The 20,804-nt window shown below is 62.2% G+C and carries 29 protein-coding genes; 22 read left to right on the forward strand and 7 right to left on the reverse strand.

Going from position 1 to position 20,804, the window contains the following annotated elements; genetic code table 11:
* Positions 1 to 51 precede the first annotated feature (51 nt).
* From E2F50_RS09585 to E2F50_RS09595, 3 genes are all read left to right on the forward strand, one after another.
* On the forward strand, positions 52 to 528 hold the full coding sequence (locus E2F50_RS09585) for a VOC family protein (RefSeq protein ID WP_133315905.1): 477 nt from the start codon (positions 52 to 54) through the stop codon (positions 526 to 528).
* 4 nt (positions 529 to 532) lie between these two features.
* Positions 533 to 754: a DUF4287 domain-containing protein gene (locus E2F50_RS09590; protein ID WP_133315906.1), complete on the forward strand. Its 222-nt coding sequence runs from the start codon at positions 533 to 535 to the stop codon at positions 752 to 754.
* Positions 755 to 1,000: 246 nt separating this feature from the next.
* A complete protein-coding gene (locus E2F50_RS09595) occupies positions 1,001 to 1,249 on the forward strand; it encodes a hypothetical protein (RefSeq protein WP_133315907.1) in 249 nt (82 codons plus the stop codon).
* Between the two features lie 127 nt (positions 1,250 to 1,376).
* Here the strand turns inward: E2F50_RS09595 and E2F50_RS09600 are convergent, their stop codons facing one another.
* Entirely contained in the window at positions 1,377 to 1,781 is a 405-nt protein-coding gene (locus E2F50_RS09600; protein WP_133315908.1) for a response regulator, read from the reverse strand.
* A gap of 313 nt (positions 1,782 to 2,094) precedes the next feature.
* Here E2F50_RS09600 and E2F50_RS09605 point away from each other — a divergent pair, with 313 nt between their 5' ends.
* Both E2F50_RS09605 and E2F50_RS22920 read left to right on the forward strand, forming a co-directional pair.
* Positions 2,095 to 3,984, forward strand: coding sequence for an ABCB family ABC transporter ATP-binding protein/permease (locus E2F50_RS09605; RefSeq protein ID WP_133315909.1), 1,890 nt, complete (start codon positions 2,095 to 2,097; stop codon positions 3,982 to 3,984).
* A gap of 21 nt (positions 3,985 to 4,005) precedes the next feature.
* On the forward strand, positions 4,006 to 4,146 hold the full coding sequence (locus E2F50_RS22920) for a hypothetical protein (RefSeq protein WP_161974069.1): 141 nt from the start codon (positions 4,006 to 4,008) through the stop codon (positions 4,144 to 4,146).
* A 31-nt stretch (positions 4,147 to 4,177) separates the two neighbouring features.
* Here E2F50_RS22920 and E2F50_RS09610 read toward each other — a convergent pair whose 3' ends face one another.
* Entirely contained in the window at positions 4,178 to 4,432 is a 255-nt protein-coding gene (locus tag E2F50_RS09610) for a hypothetical protein (protein WP_133315910.1), read from the reverse strand.
* Between the two features lie 184 nt (positions 4,433 to 4,616).
* Here E2F50_RS09610 and E2F50_RS09615 point away from each other — a divergent pair, with 184 nt between their 5' ends.
* On the forward strand, positions 4,617 to 5,639 hold the full coding sequence (locus tag E2F50_RS09615; RefSeq protein ID WP_133315911.1) for an LLM class flavin-dependent oxidoreductase: 1,023 nt from the start codon (positions 4,617 to 4,619) through the stop codon (positions 5,637 to 5,639).
* A 101-nt stretch (positions 5,640 to 5,740) separates the two neighbouring features.
* Here E2F50_RS09615 and E2F50_RS09620 read toward each other — a convergent pair whose 3' ends face one another.
* Both E2F50_RS09620 and E2F50_RS22925 read right to left on the reverse strand, forming a co-directional pair.
* The gene (locus E2F50_RS09620; RefSeq protein ID WP_133315912.1) at positions 5,741 to 6,049 is read right to left on the reverse strand and encodes a GCG_CRPN prefix-to-repeats domain-containing protein; all 309 of its coding nucleotides are present in this window, start codon (positions 6,047 to 6,049) and stop codon (positions 5,741 to 5,743) included.
* 147 nt (positions 6,050 to 6,196) lie between these two features.
* The gene (locus E2F50_RS22925; protein ID WP_161974071.1) at positions 6,197 to 6,364 is read right to left on the reverse strand and encodes a hypothetical protein; all 168 of its coding nucleotides are present in this window, start codon (positions 6,362 to 6,364) and stop codon (positions 6,197 to 6,199) included.
* A gap of 208 nt (positions 6,365 to 6,572) precedes the next feature.
* Between E2F50_RS22925 and E2F50_RS09625 the strand changes: the two genes are divergently transcribed.
* From E2F50_RS09625 to E2F50_RS23525, 3 genes are all read left to right on the forward strand, one after another.
* The gene (locus tag E2F50_RS09625) at positions 6,573 to 7,274 is read left to right on the forward strand and encodes a phosphatidylserine decarboxylase (RefSeq protein ID WP_281029195.1); all 702 of its coding nucleotides are present in this window, start codon (positions 6,573 to 6,575) and stop codon (positions 7,272 to 7,274) included.
* Between the two features lie 17 nt (positions 7,275 to 7,291).
* Positions 7,292 to 8,110 carry a CDP-diacylglycerol--serine O-phosphatidyltransferase gene (pssA, locus tag E2F50_RS09630; RefSeq protein ID WP_133315913.1) on the forward strand — a complete coding sequence of 273 codons (819 nt, stop codon included), beginning with the start codon at positions 7,292 to 7,294 and terminating at the stop codon, positions 8,108 to 8,110.
* Positions 8,111 to 8,284: 174 nt separating this feature from the next.
* Positions 8,285 to 8,419, forward strand: coding sequence for a hypothetical protein (locus E2F50_RS23525; protein WP_281029196.1), 135 nt, complete (start codon positions 8,285 to 8,287; stop codon positions 8,417 to 8,419).
* A gap of 18 nt (positions 8,420 to 8,437) precedes the next feature.
* Here the strand turns inward: E2F50_RS23525 and E2F50_RS09635 are convergent, their stop codons facing one another.
* Genes E2F50_RS09635 through E2F50_RS09645 form a run of 3 tightly spaced genes read right to left on the reverse strand, consistent with a single transcriptional unit; the run spans position 8,438 to position 10,235 of the window.
* Entirely contained in the window at positions 8,438 to 9,061 is a 624-nt protein-coding gene (locus tag E2F50_RS09635; protein WP_133315914.1) for a LysE/ArgO family amino acid transporter, read from the reverse strand.
* A gap of 28 nt (positions 9,062 to 9,089) precedes the next feature.
* Positions 9,090 to 9,854 carry an SOS response-associated peptidase gene (locus E2F50_RS09640; protein ID WP_133315915.1) on the reverse strand — a complete coding sequence of 255 codons (765 nt, stop codon included), beginning with the start codon at positions 9,852 to 9,854 and terminating at the stop codon, positions 9,090 to 9,092.
* A 54-nt stretch (positions 9,855 to 9,908) separates the two neighbouring features.
* Positions 9,909 to 10,235, reverse strand: a complete 327-nt coding sequence (locus E2F50_RS09645) for a YnfA family protein (RefSeq protein WP_133315916.1) — start codon at positions 10,233 to 10,235, stop codon at positions 9,909 to 9,911.
* 86 nt (positions 10,236 to 10,321) lie between these two features.
* On the opposite strand from E2F50_RS09645, the gene E2F50_RS09650 reads away from it, so the two are divergent.
* The 13 genes from E2F50_RS09650 to E2F50_RS09710 all read left to right on the forward strand — a co-directional run bounded on the left by E2F50_RS09650 (position 10,322) and on the right by E2F50_RS09710 (position 20,608).
* Positions 10,322 to 10,600, forward strand: a complete 279-nt coding sequence (locus E2F50_RS09650; RefSeq protein ID WP_133316392.1) for a type II toxin-antitoxin system RelE/ParE family toxin — start codon at positions 10,322 to 10,324, stop codon at positions 10,598 to 10,600.
* Positions 10,601 to 10,623: 23 nt separating this feature from the next.
* Positions 10,624 to 10,932 (forward strand): HigA family addiction module antitoxin, encoded by a 309-nt coding sequence (locus E2F50_RS09655; protein ID WP_133315917.1) that lies wholly within the window; start codon positions 10,624 to 10,626, stop codon positions 10,930 to 10,932.
* A gap of 33 nt (positions 10,933 to 10,965) precedes the next feature.
* Positions 10,966 to 11,382, forward strand: coding sequence for an NUDIX hydrolase (locus E2F50_RS09660; RefSeq protein ID WP_133315918.1), 417 nt, complete (start codon positions 10,966 to 10,968; stop codon positions 11,380 to 11,382).
* Positions 11,383 to 11,415: 33 nt separating this feature from the next.
* Positions 11,416 to 11,865 (forward strand): TIGR02301 family protein, encoded by a 450-nt coding sequence (locus E2F50_RS09665; RefSeq protein ID WP_133315919.1) that lies wholly within the window; start codon positions 11,416 to 11,418, stop codon positions 11,863 to 11,865.
* Positions 11,866 to 11,966: 101 nt separating this feature from the next.
* Positions 11,967 to 12,224 (forward strand): hypothetical protein, encoded by a 258-nt coding sequence (locus E2F50_RS09670; protein WP_133315920.1) that lies wholly within the window; start codon positions 11,967 to 11,969, stop codon positions 12,222 to 12,224.
* Positions 12,225 to 12,241: 17 nt separating this feature from the next.
* Positions 12,242 to 13,012, forward strand: coding sequence for a hypothetical protein (locus E2F50_RS09675; RefSeq protein WP_133315921.1), 771 nt, complete (start codon positions 12,242 to 12,244; stop codon positions 13,010 to 13,012).
* A gap of 93 nt (positions 13,013 to 13,105) precedes the next feature.
* The gene (ygfZ, locus tag E2F50_RS09680; RefSeq protein WP_133316393.1) at positions 13,106 to 13,948 is read left to right on the forward strand and encodes a CAF17-like 4Fe-4S cluster assembly/insertion protein YgfZ; all 843 of its coding nucleotides are present in this window, start codon (positions 13,106 to 13,108) and stop codon (positions 13,946 to 13,948) included.
* Positions 13,949 to 13,992: 44 nt separating this feature from the next.
* Positions 13,993 to 14,571, forward strand: a complete 579-nt coding sequence (locus E2F50_RS09685) for a YfbR-like 5'-deoxynucleotidase (RefSeq protein WP_133316394.1) — start codon at positions 13,993 to 13,995, stop codon at positions 14,569 to 14,571.
* Positions 14,568 to 15,092, forward strand: a complete 525-nt coding sequence (locus E2F50_RS09690; RefSeq protein ID WP_133315922.1) for a tyrosine phosphatase family protein — start codon at positions 14,568 to 14,570, stop codon at positions 15,090 to 15,092. The genes E2F50_RS09685 and E2F50_RS09690 overlap by 4 nt, the downstream gene beginning before the upstream one ends.
* 112 nt (positions 15,093 to 15,204) lie before the next feature.
* Positions 15,205 to 16,029, forward strand: a complete 825-nt coding sequence (locus E2F50_RS09695; protein ID WP_133315923.1) for a mechanosensitive ion channel family protein — start codon at positions 15,205 to 15,207, stop codon at positions 16,027 to 16,029.
* 263 nt (positions 16,030 to 16,292) lie between these two features.
* Entirely contained in the window at positions 16,293 to 19,082 is a 2,790-nt protein-coding gene (locus E2F50_RS09700; protein WP_133315924.1) for a DUF2339 domain-containing protein, read from the forward strand.
* A complete protein-coding gene (locus tag E2F50_RS09705) occupies positions 19,079 to 19,747 on the forward strand; it encodes an HD domain-containing protein (RefSeq protein WP_245515351.1) in 669 nt (222 codons plus the stop codon). The genes E2F50_RS09700 and E2F50_RS09705 overlap by 4 nt, the downstream gene beginning before the upstream one ends.
* A gap of 12 nt (positions 19,748 to 19,759) precedes the next feature.
* The gene (locus E2F50_RS09710) at positions 19,760 to 20,608 is read left to right on the forward strand and encodes an MOSC domain-containing protein (RefSeq protein ID WP_133315925.1); all 849 of its coding nucleotides are present in this window, start codon (positions 19,760 to 19,762) and stop codon (positions 20,606 to 20,608) included.
* Positions 20,609 to 20,804 lie beyond the last annotated feature (196 nt).

Below are 20,804 nucleotides of genomic sequence, written 5' to 3' on the forward strand. Positions count from 1 at the left end.
TCAGCTGGCGCAGCGAGCCAGCGCAGACCAGCCAGCCGGGAGGAGATCAGCATGCCGAAGAACACAATCTGCCTTTGGTACAACGGCGACGCGCAAGATGCGGCGCAGTTTTACGCCGAAACATTCCCCGACAGCGCTGTGGGAGCCGTGATCCGCGCGCCCGGCGACTTCCCCGATGGACAGGAGGGAGACGTGCTGGTGGTCGAGTTCACGGTGGCCGGCCTGCCCTGCATCGGCCTGAATGGCGGTCCGACCTTCCAGCATAGCGAAGCGTTCTCCTTCCAGATTTCCACCGAGGATCAGGAAGAAACCGATCGCTACTGGAACGCCATCGTCGGCAATGGGGGCCAGGAAAGCGAATGCGGCTGGTGCAGGGACAGATGGGGCATTTCCTGGCAGATCACCCCTCGCGTTCTCATGGAAGCCCTAGCGGCAGGCGGCGATCAGGCGAAACGCGTCTTTGACGCCATGATGACGATGAAGAAGATCGATATTGCTGCCATCGAGGCGGCCCAAAAGGGACGATAGCGCCATGAAGACCGAAAAGATCAAGGGACCTGCCTCCTATTTTCCGTCCATCGAGAAGACATACGGCCGCCCGGTCGCTGAATGGCAGGAGCTGGTGCGAAAGCATTATCCTGCAAAGCACATGGAGCTTGTCGCCATGCTGAAGAGCGAGCACGGCATGGGCCACGGCCATGCTAATGCGATCGTCGCCCATACCCTCGCCGAAGATAAGCAGGCTGCATCCTGACCAGATGGGGAGTTTGATCGAGAAATACTGCTTCTCACGTCTCGATCGATGTCTTTGATGGAATTACGAAAGATCGTGATGATCGTCGGCCTTGCGGCTTCGGTTGACGCGGTGGCAGGATTTGGCTGCAAGCCCCCGGCTTCGGGCAAAATTCCCTTTCACTTGGTACGGTTTGGTACGCGCCAAGACATCTCGTGAATTTGATGTAGGCTCTACCTTTAGCTGTTCCAGTACAGGAGAAGACCTATGACCAATGAATGGAGGTTCTTTCCGCATGCGATGACGATGCATGACTTGGATGCCATGCGGGAAGCGCTTCGCCTTGCCGAAGAACAAATAGATGCCCCTGACCCGATCCAAGGTGAGCAACTCGCCTGGATCGTTTTCCGCTACTACAGGAAGGGGCTGACCGATCCCGATCGGCTGGGAGCCATGGCAGCCTTCATGTCCAGCTCCGGCCTTTTTGCACCTGCGGCGCGGACGACCGCTGCATGAGCATGCGCAGCGACTTGATCGCTGTCAGAAGCCACCCTCAGCCTACCTCCGAGACAGAGCGCTAAGTGGACGGTTTCGCCGCGTTCAACAGATTGCGGCCTTTTCTTTGAGCAACAGCCGGTATCGATCAGCCGAGATTGTTCGTCGCATTCTGGTTCAGCAGCGTGCTGAGGGCGGTGATCAGCTGGGCGGGAACGAAGGGCTTCTGCAGGAGGACGCTATTCGGTACGCCTTGCGAAGACCAAGCCTTGGCGCTGTCGGCCGTCATGTAGATGACCGGTATGGTCGCCACCAACTCGCGTGCATGGCGTCCGACATCCCAACCGCTCGGCCCGTCACCCAGGCGGATGTCGGTGACCACGGCGTCAAATCGCCCGCCGTCCGTATCAAGTTCTGCGACGGCCTGTTTGCCGCTATCGACAGCCAAGACTTCGAAACCTTCGGAGGTCAATATTTCTTCAGCGTCGAGGCGTATCAGCGCATCGTCCTCGACAAGAAGTACCGAGCGTGCCGTTACCGTACCTGCAGTCATGCGCCGCGACTTTCACTGGAGCGAAGATGCTATGTTGAACTCGGTATATTAGTTTTTAGTTTATGAAGTGGCCAGCCGGGGAAAGTGCTTAGGGAGAAGCCCGCAACCCAGAGCAAGTAGAACCTGGCCCCGATAGGGAGATGTGTAATTCCTTTTCTCATGGCGCCCCCTTTCGCAGACAGGGCGATTAAGAAGAAGCGGGCCTCTGTATCAATGCTCTGCTGCGCCAAGTTTCGTCTTACCCGTCATTGCAAGAATTGCCGCCGGACCCTATGTGGCGAGGGCGCGCGAAGCGCCTCGCCCGGAGACATTCATGGCCGCCAAGAAGAAGACCATATCGGCGGATGCCAGCAATCCGCTGGGCACGCTCGTCAACCTGTGGCCCTATATGTGGCCGCAGGGCCGTGCCGACCTCAAGGCGCGCGTCGTCTGGGCGACCTTCTTTCTGTTTCTCGCCAAATTCGTGCTGCTGACCGTCCCCTACTTCTTCAAATGGGCAACCGACGCCTTGAACGGCAAGCTGGACATGGCGGGCCTGCTTCCCGCCTTCCTGCTCGGTGCCGTCGTGCTGGTCATCGCGCTGAATTTCACCCGCCTGCTGCAGGTCGGGCTGAACCAGCTGCGTGACGCGCTGTTTGCATCTGTCGGCCAATATGCTGTGCGCCAGCTCGCCTACAAGACCTTCGTGCACATGCACCAGCTCTCGCTCCGCTTTCATCTGGAGCGCAAGACCGGCGGGCTTTCGCGCATCATCGAGCGCGGCACCAAGGGCATAGAAACGATCGTCCGCTTCACCATCCTCAATACGGTGCCGACGCTGCTGGAATTCCTGCTGACGGCGATCATCTTCTGGATCAGCTACGGCTTCTGGTATGTGCTCGTCACCGCCGTCACCGTCTGGCTCTATATCTGGTTTACCATCAAGGCGAGCGACTGGCGCATCTCGATCCGCCGCTCGATGAACGACAGCGATACGGACGCCAACACCAAGGCGATCGATTCGCTCTTGAATTTCGAGACGGTCAAGTATTTCGGCAACGAGGACATGGAAGCCAAGCGCTTCGATGCCTCCATGGCCCGCTACGAAAAGGCGGCGACGGATGTCTGGACCTCGCTCGGCTGGCTGAACTTCGGCCAGGGCGTCATTTTCGGGCTGGGCACGACTGTCATGATGGTGATGTCGGCGCTGGCCGTGCAGCGCGGCGAGCAAACGATCGGCGACTTCGTCTTCGTCAATGCCCTGCTGCTGCAGCTTTCCGTGCCGCTCAATTTCATCGGCTTCGTTTACCGCGAAATTCGTCAGGGCCTCACCGATATCGAGCAGATGTTCGAGCTTCTGGAAGTGGAACCGGAAGTGGTCGACAAGCCGGGCGCCAGGGAACTCGTCATTGCCCGGGGTGCCATCGCCTTCAAGGACGTGCATTTCGCCTATGATCCGGAGCGGCCCATACTCAAGGGCATCTCGTTTGACGTGCCGGCCGGCAAGACGGTGGCGATCGTCGGTCCCTCCGGCGCCGGCAAGTCCACCATTTCGAGGCTGCTTTACCGCTTCTACGACATCCAGGGCGGCGCCATCACCATCGACGGCCAGGACCTGCGCGAAGTGACCCAGGCATCGCTCCGCCGGGTGATCGGCATGGTGCCGCAGGATACGGTGCTGTTCAACGACACGGTCGCCTACAACATCCGCTATGGCCGGCCTTCGGCGACGGAAGCGGAGGTCCATGCGGCTGCCGAAGTGGCGCAGATCAAGCATTTCATCCGCACCCTGCCGGACGGTTTCGACACCAAGGTCGGCGAACGCGGGTTGAAACTCTCCGGCGGCGAAAAGCAGCGCGTCGCGATCGCCCGCACCATCCTCAAAAGCCCGCCGATCCTCATCCTCGACGAAGCGACATCGGCGCTCGACACGACCACCGAACACGACATCCAGTCGGCGCTGGATGTGGTGTCGAAGAACCGCACGACCCTGGTCATTGCCCACCGCCTTTCGACGGTAATCTCCGCCGACGAGATCATCGTGCTGCGCGACGGCCAGATCGCCGAGCGCGGCACGCATGTGGCGCTTCTGGAGAAAGAGGGCCTTTACGCCTCCATGTGGAACCGTCAGCGCGAGGCGACCCAGGCCGAGGAGCAGCTTCGCAAGGTGCGCGAAAGCGACGATCTCGGCGTTGTTCTGCGTGGCGAGCCGGCAGCGGAATAAGAACAGAAAGTGGATCCGGCCGTGAAAAGATATTTCAACAAGCGCATGATGATTCTGGGCGGCATCGCGCTCGCCTACATGCTGGTGCTGATCTTCTTCGGCTCGCCGCTGCTCGCCTTCACCACCTGGATGGGCTGGGTCGACCCGCAGGTGGTCCGGTGATTGCCAGCAGCTGGCGGCCGCTCCGGCGGCTTCAGCGTTGGGCGCGCAAAATACGCTTCCAGATCGTTCCGCCAAGGAATTTGTTGCAGACGACGAAATAGGCGACGATCAGGGCAAACAACAGCAAGGCCGGTCCGCCCTGAAGATTGAAGCCGCCTTCGGTCGTGCCTCCGAAGATGGAGGCAACCAGAAGTCCAAAGACCCAGAATGCGGTGAAAAAATCCAGTATGGCGGCAAGCACGATGCGCCAGGTTGAAGGACCCTTTGTGATTTCGACCTCTGCCATCTGGCGCTCCCATTGCATCTCTCGGTTTGCAGTAGAGCCGTTCCGAAGCGATTCTTCAACTGCCGCGATAATCCGCCGAGGCAGATGCTAGCGAGGACGCTTCGTTCACAGGTTCGCATCTGTCGGCGCGGCGGTCGCCATGCCATCTAGGGGGCAACACGCAACATGGAACAACGGTGACATCATGAAAAAAATCGGCTTCCTGTCCTTCGGGCATTGGAACCCCTCGCCGCAATCGCAGGCGCGCTCGGCATCTGACGTCCTCCTGCAATCCATCGATCTGGCTGTCGCAGCCGAAGAGCTCGGCCTCGACGGCGCCTATTTCCGGGTTCATCATTTCGCCCGGCAGCTCGCCTCGCCTTTCCCGCTTTTGGCCGCCGTCGGCGCCAGAACCAAGCGCATCGAGATCGGCACCGGCGTTATCGACATGCGCTATGAAAACCCGCTTTACATGGCGGAGGATGCCGGCGCTGCAGACATCATCTCCGGCGGACGCCTGCAGCTCGGCATCAGCCGTGGTTCGCCCGAGCAGGTGATCGATGGCTTCCGGCATTTCGGCTATGCACCCGCCGAAGGCGAAAGCGATGCGGATATGGGCCGGCGTCATGCGGAACTCTTCTACGACGTGATCCGCGGCCAGGGCTTCGCCAAACCAAATCCACGGCCGATGTTCCCGAACCCGCCCGGACTTTTGCGCCTCGAACCGCATTCGGACGGCCTGCGCGAGCGGATCTGGTGGGGGTCAAGCTCGAATGCGACCGCCGTCTGGGCCGCCAAGCTCGGCATGAACCTGCAAAGTTCGACACTCAAGGAAAACGAGAGCAACGAGCCTTTCCACGTGCAGCAGGCCGAGCAGATCCGCATTTATCGGGAAGCCTGGAAACAAGCCGGCCATAGCCGGGAACCGCGCGTCTCCGTCAGCCGCAGCATTTTTGCGCTGACCAACGACATGGACCGCGCCTATTTCGGACAGAGCGGCGAAGGCTCGGATCAGGTCGGCTATATCGACCCGCAGACGCAGGCGATCTTTGGCCGCTCCTATGCGGCGGAGCCGGATAAGCTGATCGAACAGTTGAAGGCCGATGAAGCCATTGCCGAAGCTGATACGCTGCTGCTCACCGTGCCGAACCAGCTCGGCGTGGATTACAACGTGCATGTGATCGACAGCATCTTGAAGCATGTGGCGCCGGCACTCGGCTGGCGCTAGGCAGCCTCGTTTGGTGGTCGCAGCAAGATCTGATCACCAGGAACAGATCGGCCGCGGAAGGAAGCTTCCGCGGCCGATGATTCACAAGCGAATCCGTGCCGTCAGTAGCGCCAGTAGCCGGGCGGTGGCGGGCGGTGCGAATGCTGGCGCGGTCCGTCCCAATGGTGCGGGCGGTCCCAGCGCGGCGGAGGACGGTGCCAGCGCGACGGACGATGGTCCCACCTGTCGTTGGGAACGCAGCGGCCCCGGCGGTTCAGGTGCAGGCCGCGGCCGCAAGGGTAATCCACGGTGACCACTTGTCCGGCAACCACGCCGTCCGGTGCGGGCGACGATGCCATCGGCATGGCCTGGGCGCTGCCGGCGATAAATCCGCTGATGGTGATCGCAGCGGCTACAATCAGGTGCTTCATTTCTTCAACCCTCCATAAAAGGTAGAAGCACCCTAGGCCGCCGTTGCTGAACGATGTCTGAACTGCCTCGTTGGCCGCTGTTCATCCGTTGAGCCTGTCGGTGGATGATTGGCGATGCCGTCCCAGTTCATATCGACAAGCGGCCGTTCAACCGCCGACAGCGGCCCATAGGACGATGCCGGCATAGAGCAGGAACGCAAGGATCGCGACGCCGGCGATGATCGAAATGCCGATGCGTCCGCCTTTCAGCTGCTTTTCCCGGTGTTCGGGGGATGTTCCGGGCTTTTGAATCGGATCGCGGTCATTGGTGGCCATGGCTCTCTCCACTCTCTGTTTCCGCCCAACTTTTGGGGACCGCCGCAGTTCCCTTGCGGGGCAGGCTGGCGCTCCAGCACCGAGCCGGAAACTCCGATCCGAGCACAGACGAGCATGGCCAGAAGCTTCAACCTGCGCGGACGGAACCGCATTGCCGCAAAAGTGGTTTCCTTGTAGTCAGTCACCACTGACATCCAGGAGAACACGGTTGATCAATCTTTTCGACACCATCCGCAACACGCTCGTGCCGATCCACAAGGAAGGCTATGTCTTTGTTGCGATCTTCTTCATCGTCTCGCTGATCCTCGGCTATTTTGCCGAACCGCTGTTCTGGATCGGCCTCGTGCTGACGCTCTGGTGTGCCTATTTCTTCCGCGACCCCGAGCGGGTCGTACCGCAGGACGACGACCTGATCCTCAGCCCGGCCGACGGGCGCATCAGTCATGTCGCCATGGTCGTCCCGCCGCCGGAACTGGAACTTGGGCTTGAGCCGATGCTGCGCATATCGGTGTTCATGAACGTCTTCGACTGCCACATCAACCGCTCGCCGGTGCGCGGTCAGGTGACCCGGATCGAATATCGGGCTGGCCAGTTCGTCAATGCTGAACTCGACAAGGCAAGCTCCGACAACGAGCGCAATGGCCTCGTCATCGAAAGCCGCCACGGCAGGGTGGGTGTGGTGCAGATCGCCGGTCTCGTTGCCCGCCGCATCGTCTGCTGGGTGAAGCCTACCGAGCCCCTGAACGCGGGCGAACGCTTCGGCCTCATCCGCTTCGGCTCGCGTCTCGACGTCTTCGTGCCGCACGGGGGGGAGCCGCGCGTTTCCGTCGGCCAGCTTGCCATCGGCGGTGAAACCGTGCTTGCAGAATTCGGCGCCGCCAAGGGCCCGACAGTCAGCCGCCGCAGCTGAGGCAGAAAGAGAGCACCATGGAGACGAGCGACCCCGCCCCCGAACCGATCCGTTCCACGGACGAGGCCCGCGGTCCGCGGCTTCGCGAAATCCCACTGCGGCTGATGATCCCCAACCTGATCACGGTTCTGGCCATCTGTGCCGGCCTGACGGGCATCCGGCTCGCCTTCGAAGGCAGGTATGAACTGGCTGTCGCCATGGTGCTGCTCGCTGCCTTCCTGGACGGCATCGACGGCCGCGTCGCGCGTTTGCTGAAGGCAACGTCCAGCTTCGGCGTGCAGATGGATTCGCTTGCCGACATCATCAATTTCGGCGTGGCGCCGGCGCTGGTCTCCTATGCCTTCCTGCTGCACGACGCCAAGTCGATCGGTTGGATTGCAGCGCTCCTCTATGCGATCGCCGCAGGGCTGCGGCTTGCCCGCTTCAACGTCATGGCCGAACGCGACGTCAAAGCACCGTGGCAATCGGAATTCTTCGTCGGCGTGCCGGCGCCGATGGGGGCCATGCTGATGCTGCTGCCGGTCTATCTCGGGTTTCTCGGCCTGGAGCCGTCGCCGGTTTTCGTTTACCTGAGCGTCGCCTATACCGTGCTGATCGGCTACCTGCTGGTGTCGCGCCTGCCGGTCTGGTCCGGCAAGTCGAGCCGCATCCGGCGCGACCTGATGCTGCCCATCATCCTCGTCGTCGTTCTCTACGTGGCGCTGTTGATGAGCTATACCTGGGAAATTCTCTCGGTCACGGTCATTGGCTATCTCGTCGTGCTGCCCTTGAGCGCCCGCGCCTGGCATCGGCGCTTCGGCACGATTACAATCGAGGATGACAGTACGCATGTGTAAAGCGCTACAAATGAACTGAATTGCAACTTCCGCGCAACAGTTTCCCGCAAGATGACGGTTCTATGAAGAGCATGTGACGATGCCGCTGCGACAGTCACGATTCTGCCCGCTTTTCCGGGGAGAGCCTGGATGGCAGACGGCACATCATACGAATCGCATCTGAGAGGAGACATCATGAGCAACGACAAAACAGCCAGACTGACCCCGGCAACGCCTGAATTGAACACGCCTTACCGGCCGCTCGGCCTCAAGGCCGTCGCTGCAGCAGCCTTGATGCTGCGCAAGCCGAAGCTTACCCCGGCGCGCTGAACATCTGGCTCCCGTCTGTCACTGGCCGCGCAGGAAGCTGACCACCAGCCCTAGTGCGAGCAGGCTCATGACCACGCCGATCAGGACATCCAGCACCCGCCAGGCGGCGGGTCTGCCGAACAAGGGCGCCAGGAAGCGGGCGCCATATCCCAGCCCGAAGAACCAGACGAAGGACGCAGTCGCGGCGCCTGCCCCGTAAGCCGTCCGTTCCGCCCCTTCGAAGGCGGCCGACAGGCTGCCGAGCAGCACGACCGTGTCCAGATAGACATGCGGGTTGAGGAAGGTAAAGGCGAGACAGGTCAACACGGCCGGCTTCAGCGCCATTCCTTCGGGCGCGCCGGCGACCATTGCAGCCGGGTTCAAGGCACGGCGAAAAGCCATCACCGCATAGGTGCCGAGGAAGATCGCACCGCCGATCGTCACCACCGAAATCAGCACAGGCGATTGCGAGACGATCGTGCCGAGCCCCCCGACGCCGGCTGCAATGAGAACCGCATCCGCCAGGGCGCAGATCAGGCACAAAATGAAGACATGACTGCGAATCAGGCCCTGGCGCAGGATGAAGGCATTCTGGGCGCCGATCGCGATGATCAGCGAGCCACCCAATGCGAAGCCGGAAATACCGGCGGAGACGAGGTTCATGAGACGGGTCCGGTGAAGACGATGAGGATCAGAACAGCGACATCTGGGAATCCGTGTCGCGCTTCGGCGGCTTTTCCTCCGGCACCGCCACAGCGACCGGCTTTTGCAGATCCGGCCCCATATTGGAAACCTTGTTGACGAGATCGGACACCGGCACCGCCTCAAAAAAATCCTCGTCCGCCGCCCGCATCAGATCCGCGACGTCGCGCGGCTCCTGCGTCTTGCATTCCAGCCAACGCTCGAAATCCTCCGGAGCGATGACCACGGGCATGCGGTCATGCACCTGCCGGAGGGCGGCATTTGCCGGCGTGGTCATGATCGCGGCCGTATCGACATCCGAACCGTCGGCGGAAGACCAGGTTTCCATCAGGCCCGCAAAGGCGATGACGCCGCCTTGCTTCGGCCGGATCCAATAGGCCTGCGGCTGGACGCCGCTTTCCCTGGGCGGCCGGCGCCATTCATAAAAACCCGTTGCCGGAACTAGAATGCGACGATGGCGCATGGCCGCCTTGAACGATGCCTTGCCGACGGCCGTTTCGGCTCTCGCATTGATCAGCAGCGGAAAATCCTTGGGATCCTTGACCCAGCCCGGGATCAGCCCCCAACGGGCCAGGAAGGCCCGCCTCTGCGGCAGATTGCTTCCCGGCTGACGCCGTTCCGACGCCATGACCACGAGAATCGGCTGGGTCGGCGCGATGTTGAACCGGGCCGGAAAGTCCTCTTCGAAATCCGCGACGCTGACGAAGTTGAGGATTTCGTCCGGCATCGCCGTCAGGGCATAGCGTCCACACATGCGGCTGTCATTGCATCAGGCCGCAAATGGGTCAAGCGGATGGGCAGGTGGAGGTCAGGCACTTCTCGGTCCGAAAAGGATAACGGCCCCGCCGGCAAGGCAAAGGGCAAGCCCGATCATGTCCCAGCGGTCGGGCACCCGCGCCTCGACGCTCCAGAGCCATAGGATCGAGGCAAGGATATAGATGCTTCCATAGGCGGCATAGGTCCGGCCGGCAGCCTCGCCCGGCACCAGCGCAAGCGCCCAGGCGAAGAGCACGAGCGACAGCAGCCCCGGTGCCAGCCACCAGAGCGGCTTGTCCAGCCGCCACCAGGACCAGAAGGCGAAGCAGCCGGCAATCTCGGCAAGTGCAGCAAGGGCGTAGAGGGCATAGGTTTTCATGGCACACGCATTTCGGGACACACTTTTCGGAGCGGCCAGTAAGTGTAAAGCCTTGACGAGATGTAAGCAAAATGCTTACATTTCTGATGATCAAATCGTTCCGGAACAAGGCGCTTGCCGATCTGTTTGAGAGCGGCCGGACGTCACGGATTGATTCGAAGATGCACAAGCGTATCCTCATTCGTCTCGATCGTCTCGATGCCGCCGAAAGGCCGGAAGATATGCGACTGCCAGGTTTCGATTTTCATGCGCTGCACGGGTTCGATCCCACCCGATATACCGTCCATGTCAATGGCCCCTGGTGCATCACTTTCGAATTTGATGGCAAGGATGCCGTCCGAGTTGATTTCGAGCAGTACCATTGAACGGAAAGATACAGGAGAACGACATGTCGGAATACCAAGTGAAGAGGCCGATCGAGCGTTGTCCAACTCATCCTGGCGGGCTGCTTGAGGACATTATTCCGGCGACGGGCAAGTCGAAGGTGGAGATTGCCGCCCTGCTGGGAATTTCGCGCCAGCAACTCTATGACATCCTGCGTGAACGCAAGCCGGTTTCGCCAAATGTTGCAGCCCGGCTTGGCAAGATGTTTGGAGACGGAGCAGCGATCTGGTTGCGCATGCAGGCCGCTTACGATGCCTGGCATGCGGAACGCGAGGTGGACGTCAGCAACATTCCGACACTAGGTGCCGCCTGAGGCTCCCGCTGCAGCCAAGGGAAAGACACGCCCATGCCCCCTGCCCCGCAAGCTGCGTCCTCGGCCATTCTCGAGCGCAATGGTCGGTTCCTGCTGATTCGCCGGATCAACCCTCCGTCTGCGGATCTCTTTGCCTTTCCGGGCGGGCGGGCCGAACCGGGAGAAACGCCGGACCAGACTGCTGTCCGGGAGTTTTTCGAGGAAACCGGCATACCGGTGCGCAACCCTGTTCTCTTCGCCACCTATGACCTCAACGGCGACACGGACGACAGCCGGCATTTCTTTCTGTCCGTCTTCCGGGTGGAAGCGGATGTCGTCACGCAAGCGATCGCGGCCGACGATGCGGCCGATGCAGGCTGGTATACGGTCGACGAGATCCGTAAGTTGCCCACACCGCCAAGCGTGCTCGAATGCGCCGAAAGGCTGGCGGCGGAACGCGATGGCCGCTAAGAGAGGCCGGTGGCCCGCATCGAGACCCTGCACATGAGATTTTCGTTTTATCCTGCATTTCTGTGTCTTCTTGTGCTGCTGGCCGCATCACCGGGCGCCGCGCAGTCGTCTAAGCAGACGGCACCGAAACAGCCGGCACCCGCAGCGCAACCCGCCCCGCCGCCGCCCGCTGAAGAAAAGCCGGCTCCCTATGACGGTCAGTTGATCCGGCTCGCCGAAGTGCTGGGGTCGATTAGCTACCTGCGTGCCCTATGCGGGGCGCCGCAGGAAGATTGGCGCGCCGGCATGGGTAAACTGCTTGATTCGGACACGGCCAACGAGCCGAAGCGTCGCGAAAGGTTGACCGCGGCCTTCAACCGCGGTTATCGCTCCTTTGCAGCAGTTCACACCGCTTGCACCAATGCGGCGCTGACCGCAGCCGAGCGTTACCGTAACGAAGGGGCAACACTCGCAGCGGAAATTACCAGCCGGTTCGGAAATTAGAGGATTATTTACCTCTTTTCCCATGAGGCCGTGTCGTTTTGATAAAAGGCTGATAAAGTTCTTAATGGGCTAGTAATCAAACGAGCACCGAGGAAGATAGTATGCAGTCAGGCCGCAACGACATCGATGACATGATTGTGCATGAAAAGATGCAGGCTGCCTTAGAGTACCAGAACGACGCCTGGGCCGACGGCCGGGCCGATGGAATCGAGCCCGAAATCATCGCCGACGCCGCCATTGCCTTTGCCATGCGCGAAACCATACGTGTTCATGGCGAACTCGGCGCGGAAGCCATGCTCGAATCGCTCAAGGAGCGTATGCTGGCCGGCGAGTTCTCTCCAGAGCGTACAGTTCAATAAGCAATCGAGGCCTTTCCATGCGGCAAACAGCGGAACAGAGTTCATCGAAGCCGCTTGCGGGATTGCGCCTGGCGGCTGCGGCCCTGCTGTGGCTGCCCGCTGGGTATGTCGGATCGGCCTCCGCTTCACCAGCGACCGCCATCCAGCAGAACGAATCAGCTCCTTCCCAAAAGCGCGATACCGGCGTCCTGCAGGCATTCGAAGGAACGCTGCCGCCGCCCAGCCCGATGATCGACAGGTCGGGCACTCCAGGTGTCCAGGCTGCTCCCGCAAAGCCGGTGGATCCCAGCGCCGCCACGGCGCTGCCGGATGGATCTGACGCTCCGGCCGAGATCATTCGCGACATGTCGACGCTGCCCGCACCGATCAAGCGGATGCGCGAGCAATTGGTGGAGGCTGCGGCCTCCGGCGATGTGGAGCGGCTGCGAGCCTTGGTCGGCACCGGTGCCAACCGCACCCAGATCATGGGCACCGACAGCGACGATCCGATTGACACAGTAAAAGGCTTTTCGGGTGACCCAGACGGCCAGGAAATCCTCGCCATCCTGATCGACATCCTGTCTACCGGAGCGGCCCGTTTCGATGCAGGCAAGCCCGACGAGGTCTATGTCTGGCCCTATTTCACCGGCAAAACGCTCGCCTCGCTGACACCGCCGGAGCGGGTTGACCTCCTGCGCATCGTCACCGCCGGCGACCTGATCGGCATGGAAGAGAGCGGCAATTACAATTTCTACCGGGTTGGCATCACGCCGGACGGCCAGTGGAAATTCCTGGCCGGCGGCGATTGAGACGGGATCCCGTCCCGCCGCTCACCAGACGTCTTGTTCGAAGCGCCGAGACAACCTAATTCTCAAGATCCTGAACCAGTGGGACGCAGCACCATGCCCGCCGCCTATCTTCCTTCGCGAAGCCTGATCCGCATTTCCGGTAAGGATGCCCAGGACTTTCTGCAGAACCTGATCACCACCGATGTCGATGGGCTGCTGCCAACGGAAGCAAGGCCGGGTGCGCTGCTGACGCCGCAGGGCAAGATCCTGTTCGATTTCCTCGTCTGGCGTGACGGCGGGGACGGATTCACCCTCGAGACCGACCTTTCCCAGCGCGACGCCCTGATCCGCCGCCTGACCATGTACAAGCTGCGGGCCGCCGTCGACATGGCTGCCGGCGAGGATGGAGTGGCCGTTTTCTGGGGCGATGATGCCGCCCGCGGCAGCGTGACCGATGCCGCTTTTGCAACGGCCGGCATCAGTCTTTCCCGATCGCCGGGTCCGGCTGCAGAAGGCCCGGAAAGTGACTACGAGGCGCTGCGCATTGCCTGTGGGCTTGCTCTCTCAGGCCGCGACTTTGCGCTTCAGGACGCCTTTCCGCATGACGTTCTCCTCGACAAGAACGGTGGCCTCTCCTTCCGCAAGGGCTGCTATGTGGGCCAGGAAGTGGTGTCGCGCATGCAGCATCGGGGCACCGCCCGCCGGCGCGTCGCAGTCGTCACCGCCGAGGGCGGATTGCCGGATACCGGCACGGAAATGACCGCCGGCGGAAAGCCGGTCGGCACGCTCGGATCAGTTGAAGGAAAGAATGGGCTTGCGATCCTGCGCATCGACCGGGTCGGCGATGCCCAGGCGCGTGGCCTGCCGTTGCTGGCCGGCGATCGGCAGGTGGAAGTCGCACTTCCCTCATGGACTGGCCTGAGCTTCCCGCGCGAGGCGCAAGAGGTTGAAACGTGAGCCCTGCCGCCGCGTCCACGACCGGTACACGTGCTTGGCAGCGCATGCTTTCGGGCCGCCGGCTCGATCTGCTCGATCCCTCGCCTCTGGACGTCGAGATTGCCGACATCGCCCATGGCCTTGCCCGCGTCGCACGCTGGAACGGCCAGACCCGCGGCGACCATGCCTTTTCCGTCGCACAGCATTGCCTCGTGGTCGAAGAAGTATTCCGCCGCTGCAATGAGTCGACGCCCGAAGCATTGCAGATGACCCTGCTGCATGATGCACCGGAATATGTGATCGGCGACATGATATCGCCGTTCAAATCCGTGGTCGGCGGCGGCTACAAGGCCGTCGAGCAGCGGCTGGAAGCCGCCATCCACCTGCGTTTCTCCTTGCCGCCCCATCCGAACCGGGAGCTGAAGGCGCTGATCAAGAAGGCCGACACGGTGGCAGCCTTCTTCGAGGCGACGGAGCTGGCCGGTTTTTCGGTGGCCGAGGCCCGGAAGTTCTTCGGCCAGCCACGTGGGATCACCCGCGACATGCTGCCGCTCGACCCCATGCCGGCGCTGGAAGCGCAGCAGCGTTTTCTGGATCGCTTCCACGCAATCGAGGCGGACCGCGCCGCGAGCCGCAAGCCATGACCGCCATTGTCGTCTGCCCGCTTGCCGATATTGCCGAGATAGCCGTGCGCCACGGCGCGCGGCACATGGTCAGCTTGATCGCCGAGCGCCAGGATTTTCACCGGCCGGGGCTTATCGCCGCGGACCGGCACCTGAAGCTCGCAATGAACGACATTACCTTTGCCGGCACTGGCGATCTGATCGCGCCGAGCGAGGCGCATGTGGAACGCCTGATCGCCTTTGTGCGGCAATGGGACCGGCAGGCGCCGATCGTTATTCATTGCTGGATGGGCGTGTCCCGCTCGCCGGCCGCCGCGCTGATTGCGGCACTTTCGCTTGATCCGCAGGAAGACGATTTCGCGCTTGCCGCGCGGCTGCGCGGGGTTGCTCCGCATGCGACGCCGAATACTCGGCTGATCGAGATCGGCGACCGAATGCTTTCCCGCGACGGCCGGCTCATTGCCGCTGTCAAGAGCATAGGACGCGGCGCGGAAGCCGATGGCAGGGCATCCTTTGTGCTGCCGCTGAGAGCGGCATCCTAGCCGCAAGGCGGTCTTCGAAGCGATCTTTCAGCATTGTTCGGTCGGCTTTTTTGCCTTGACCTCGCCTGACGACGCTCCAATTACCCCGCTCATTCGAATCGAGAAGGCAGGCATGGAACAGGCATCCAGTTTTGTTGTCGCAACCCGTGCGGCGCTGGCTCAACTGACGGCAATCGCGGTCCAATATTCATTTTCGGTCGTCGGCGCGATCGTTCTCCTTGTGATCGGCTGGGTGGTCGCCGGGCTGATCAGCCGCTGGGCCCATAACGGCCTGTTGCGCATTCACGGGATCGACGCGACGCTCGCGCAATTCTTCTCAAACGCCATCCGCTATGCCTTGTTGATCCTGGTGATCGTCATGGTGCTCGGCCAGTTCGGCGTGCAGACGGCATCGGTGCTTGCGGCACTTGGCGCGGCGGGCCTCGCCATAGGTCTCGCATTGCAAGGAACGCTCCAGAATATCGCTGCCGGCATCATGCTTCTTGTCTTGCGGCCGTTCCGGGTGGGAGAAAGCATCGAGACGGGCAGCATCAGCGGGACGATCGTTGATGTCGGGCTTTTCGCGACCGAGCTGCGCACCTCCGACGGCGTTTACCGGCTCGCGCCCAATTCGACCCTGTGGAACGTGCCGATCACCAATTACAGCCGGCTGCGCACGCGGCGGCACGAGATCACCATCACCATCGGCTCCGACGACGATCTCGATGAGGCTCAGGCCAAGCTCATCCGCATTGCCGAGGCGGACGATCGTATCGTCAAGGATCCGCCGCCCTCCACTTACGTCGCCGATTTCGACGCCGGCAGCGTCAAGATCAGCTTGCGCTACTGGTCGATCAGCAGCGACTGGTGGCAGACGAGCCGCGACCTGACGAAGGCGGTCAAGCTTGCCTTCGACAAGAAGCCCGAAGTTCCAGATCCTCAGGCAATCCAGGCGTGACGCATTCGAACCTGGCGGACCTGCCGCATTGTCTGCGGTAGCAAAAACGAAGCGCCACTGACCTGATGGAAGGAAGCGGCGGATCAGGTCTTTCGAAGAGACCGGATCCGCCGCGAATATCTTGCCGCGCCGTCCTTTAGATGCAGGCATAACCCGCAAATGTACTTTCCCGCCGATGACACTGGTCTTCCCGCACGCCCTTTCCTTTCTTTGCCGGCCGATTGTATAACCGCCTACCTATCTCTTAGCCTGCGAGCGTGCCGATGATCGAACTCCTCCTGCTGCTCCTGGTCATCCTGATGATCGGGCTCGACCGCAAAACGGCGGGACGCGTCGCTCTGCTGGAGCAGGAAGTCGAGGCGGTGAAGGCGGAACTGTCGCGGCGTCAACCGGCTTCGTTGCCGCTTGCAGTGAGCGAGACAGCGCCGAACGAATCGCTTGCCGAAGAGGTGGTCTCGCCGGTGGAACTGGCGGCGCGCGAGGCGACGGAGGAGCTCGGACCTGAGCAAAATTACATCGCCACGACGTCAGCAGAGGATATCGGCACCGGCCAGGACATCCTGCAGCCCGGTGCGGCCGTTCCCGCCTCGCCACAGCCCGCACCTTCGTCGAAGAGCCGCGACAGTTTGGAAAGTTATCTTGGTGCCCGCTGGCCGGTCTGGGTCGGCGGCGTGGCACTGGCTCTCGGCGGCATCTTCCTGGTCCGCTATTCGATCGAGGCCGGGCTGCTCGGCCCGGCCGCCCGGCTGACGCTCGCCTGCCTTTTCGGCTTTGCCCTGTTGCTGGGCGGCGAGTTGCTGCGCCGCCGGGGCATGCCGCAGATCTCGGAGCGCTACAGCAATGCGATGATCCCCGGAGCCCTGACGGCGGCCGGCGCCGTGACCCTGCTCGGCGTCATCTATGCCGGCTATGGCATTTATGGTTATGTCGGGCCAACAACGGCCTTCCTGCTGCTGGCGGCCGTATCGCTGGCAACGATCGGCCTGTCCCTGCTGCATGGGCAGGCACTGGCGGGGCTTGGGCTTCTGGGCTCGCTGCTGACGCCGGCGCTGGTGGCGACCGACCAGCCTTACGCCCCCGGCCTCTTCGTCTTCCTGTCGATCACATGGCTGGCGGCAAACCTTGCATCGCGCTTCCGCCGCTGGACCCTGGTTCCGATGCTGGCCAACATCGGCACCGCTCTTTGGGCCATGGTCTATACGCTCGGCGCCGCGATCTTCGAGACCATGCCGCCAACCCTGACGTTGATGGTGATGATTGCCGGAACGGCTTTCTTCTGGCCCGGCGCCGGATATGCGCCGAGCGGACCGTCGAAGCCCGGCTGGCGTGGTCTTCTCGGACGGCCGCCACTGAAGATCATCCTGTCGGTCTCGCTGATGACCATGCTCGCGGCGCTGACCATGCTGCTTGTTCCCGCCGCCGCCGACATGGATCCGCTGTTTGCCTCGGCCGCGGTCATGGCAGCGCTCGCAGCGCTCGGCGCGGTCCGCCCCTATGGAGTTTGGGCGGCGCTAATCGCCGCGACGGGAGCGGTGCTGCTGGTCACGTCCACCGCCCTCACCTGGCTCGACTTCGTGCCCCCGACGCCGATTGCCGGCCAGTTGGCACCCGTCATGAGTTTTACCTTGCAGATCGCCGTCTGCCTGTTGCTCGGCGCCATCTTCACCCTGCTGGGCTTTGCCTGCCTGCGGCGCTTCCACAGAAGCGAACCAGAGTTCTCCATGCTCTGGAGCGTGCTGATGTCGGCCGTTCCGGTGACGCTGGCCACCATCAGCTTCCTGAATTTCGGCAAGCTGTCGGGAGACTGGACGCACGGGCTCTACGGCCTGGCGCTTGGCATGGCGCTTCTCGGCGGCGCCGAATGGCTGTTCCGCAAAGGGAGCGAAAACGACCCGCCGCAGGAGCAGGCAGGCATGGACTGGCCGGCCAATCTCTTGGTGGCCGGTTCACTGGCCGGCTTCACGCTGGCGCTGCATGCGTTGACCAATGGCATGGTCACCACCATCCTGATGTCCGTGCTAGGCTTCCTTTACCTGCTTGGCATGCGCCTGCGCGCCTGGCCGGCGCTGCCCTGGATGATGGCGGCGGCGACGCTGGTGGTCTTTGGCCGGATTGCTTGGGAGCCGACGATCATCGGCGTCAACAGCCTCGGTCGGACGCCTTTCTTCAACGCGCTGCTGCCCGGCTACGGCATTCCCACGGTGCTGGCGGTGGTTGCGGCCTACTTGCTGAGAACCTCGACCGACCTGCGTGTGCGCAATATCATGCAGGCGCTTGCCTGCCTTTCGGTGCTGATGACCGTGGCGATCCTGATCCGCCATGCAATGAACGGCGGCGTGCTCGATTCACGCGTGCCGACACTCGGCGAGCAGTCGATCTATACGCTGCTGACCATCGGCTTTTCCGGCGTGCTGATGACGCTCGACCTCAAGTCTCCGAGCCCAGTCTTCCGCTGGGGGTCGATGATCGCCGGTATCATCGCGACGGTGAACGTGCTGTCGCTGCATCTCTTTGCGCTCAACCCGTTCTTCAGCGGCGAAGACACCGGCAGCTGGCCGATCTTCAACCTGCTGCTGCTCGGCTACCTGCTGCCGGGTCTCGCCTATGGGCTGGTCGCCTTCTACGCGCGCGGAAAACGGCCGCAGCCCTATGTCGCCATGCTGGCCGTCGCCGGCGCGGTCTTGGGCTTCCTATGGGCAACCCTTTCCGTGCGTCGCTTCTGGCAGGGCGAAAACATTGCCGACTGGAAGGGCTTCATGCCGGCCGAAACCTATGCCTATTCGGTCGTTTGGCTGCTGATCGGCGTGGCGCTTCTGGCGCTTGGCTCGCGGATGAATGCCCGCAGCCTGCGGCTTGCTTCAGCCGGGCTCATCCTGGTGGCGGTGGTTAAGGTCTTCCTGATCGACATGTCCAACCTCGAAGGCATTCTGCGGGCGCTGTCATTCATCGGCCTTGGTGCGGTTCTGATCGGCATCGGGCTTTTCTACCAGCGCATTCTGGTGAAGAAGGATGATGAAAACTTGGCAGCCGATTCCCCGGAACCCAGACCTTGACCGCCAGTCTCGCCTTGACCGCCAGCCTCGCCCCTGCTTTCGCGCCTTTCGAAGATCTCGCCCGCACGCTCATCCCGCATGCGAGCGAAGGCGACGACGGCAGTCACGACATCGCCCATATCCTGCGAGTGTTCAAGAATGCCATGCGCATCCACCATCTGGAAGGCGGCCATGGGCAGGTGCTGGCGGCATCCGTGCTGTTGCATGACTGCGTGGCCGTGGAGAAGAATTCGCCTCTGCGCTCCCAAGCCTCGCGCCTGGCTGCCGAAAAGGCTTCCAAGGTTCTCGCTGATCTCCGCTGGGCGGATGAGGATATCCGGGCGGTGGCGCATGCGGTGACGGCGCACAGCTTTTCGGCCAATGTCGCGCCCGAAACCCTCGAAGCGAAAATCCTCCAGGACGCCGACCGGCTCGATGCGATCGGCATGGTCGGCGCGGCCCGCTGCTTTTATATCGCCGGCCGCATGGGCTCGGGCCTTTACGACCCGACGGATCCGCTTGCCCAGCATCGCCCGCTCGACGACAAGGCCTTTGCCATCGATCACTTCGAAGCCAAGCTGTTCAAGCTCGCCGACGGCTTCCAGACCGCGACTGGCCGCGCTCTCGCCGAAGAGCGGCATGCGCGGCTGAAGACGGTGCTCGATCTTTTCCTCGACGAAATCTGAAAGGGACGTCCCGTGCATGTCAGCGAACTCCACCTTTATCCCTTGAAGAGCGGTCGCGGCATTGCCTTGACCGAAACGGAAATCGGCCTTGAAGGCATTCCCGGCGACCGGCGGATGATGATGGTCGACCCTGGCGGACATTTCATCACCCAGAGAGACCTGCAGTCCCTGGCGCAGCTCGAGGTCAGTCCCCTCGCAGAGGGCTTTCGCTTTGCCATGGACGGCAGGGGCGAGATGCGGATCGGGCAGCCTCCGGCCTATCGCCGCACCGATGTCGTCGTCTGGCGGTCGATCGTCAGTGCTGCGGTTGCCGAAAAGGAGGTCAACGGCAAGCTTTCGGAATGGCTCGAACGGGAGGTGCAACTGGTTTTCTTTGACGAGAAATCGAGGCGCACCGCCAGTGCCGAATGGGCCGGCGAAGGCTCGCCCGTCACCTTTGCCGATGGCTACCAGGTCCTCATCACCACGACCGGATCCCTGGCAGCGCTGAATGCCGACATGCAGGCGCATGGCGAAGGGAGCATCGGCATGGAACGCTTCCGGCCCAATATCGTCCTCGATCATGACCAAGCATTTGCCGAGGACGCATGGGATGGCATCGAAATCGCCGGCATCCGCTTCGACTTCGTCAAGCCCTGCGCACGTTGCATCATGACCACCCAGGACCAGCAGACAGGTTCACGCGATGGCGCCAACCCCATGCCGGCCATGGGGCGCATCCGCATGTCGGCGGAACGCCGTGTGCCGGGCCCGCTGTTCGGCTGGAATGCCGTGCCGCGCCAGAGCGGCCATATCAGGATTGGCGATGCAGCGACCATTACCGGGCAGCGTCAGGCCTGGCCGATCAAACGGCGGGCCTGACGAGAAGCTGGTTCTCGGGCGCCGAGCTGCCCAAGGCGTTGTTGCCCAGGGTGGCCGCCCGCGAGTGCCAGCAAACGCTTCCAGGGCGGTGTTTTTGAGCCTATCGGCTTGGCAATCGGCGAATTGAGGTTTCGCCTCCCCCGGAGCGGCGTTAAGGTGCAGATCGCATGTCACCGTCATCAGCTGCATCCCATCC

The organism is Rhizobium deserti (genome assembly GCF_004358025.1).
Lineage (GTDB): Bacteria > Pseudomonadota > Alphaproteobacteria > Rhizobiales > Rhizobiaceae > Neorhizobium > Neorhizobium deserti.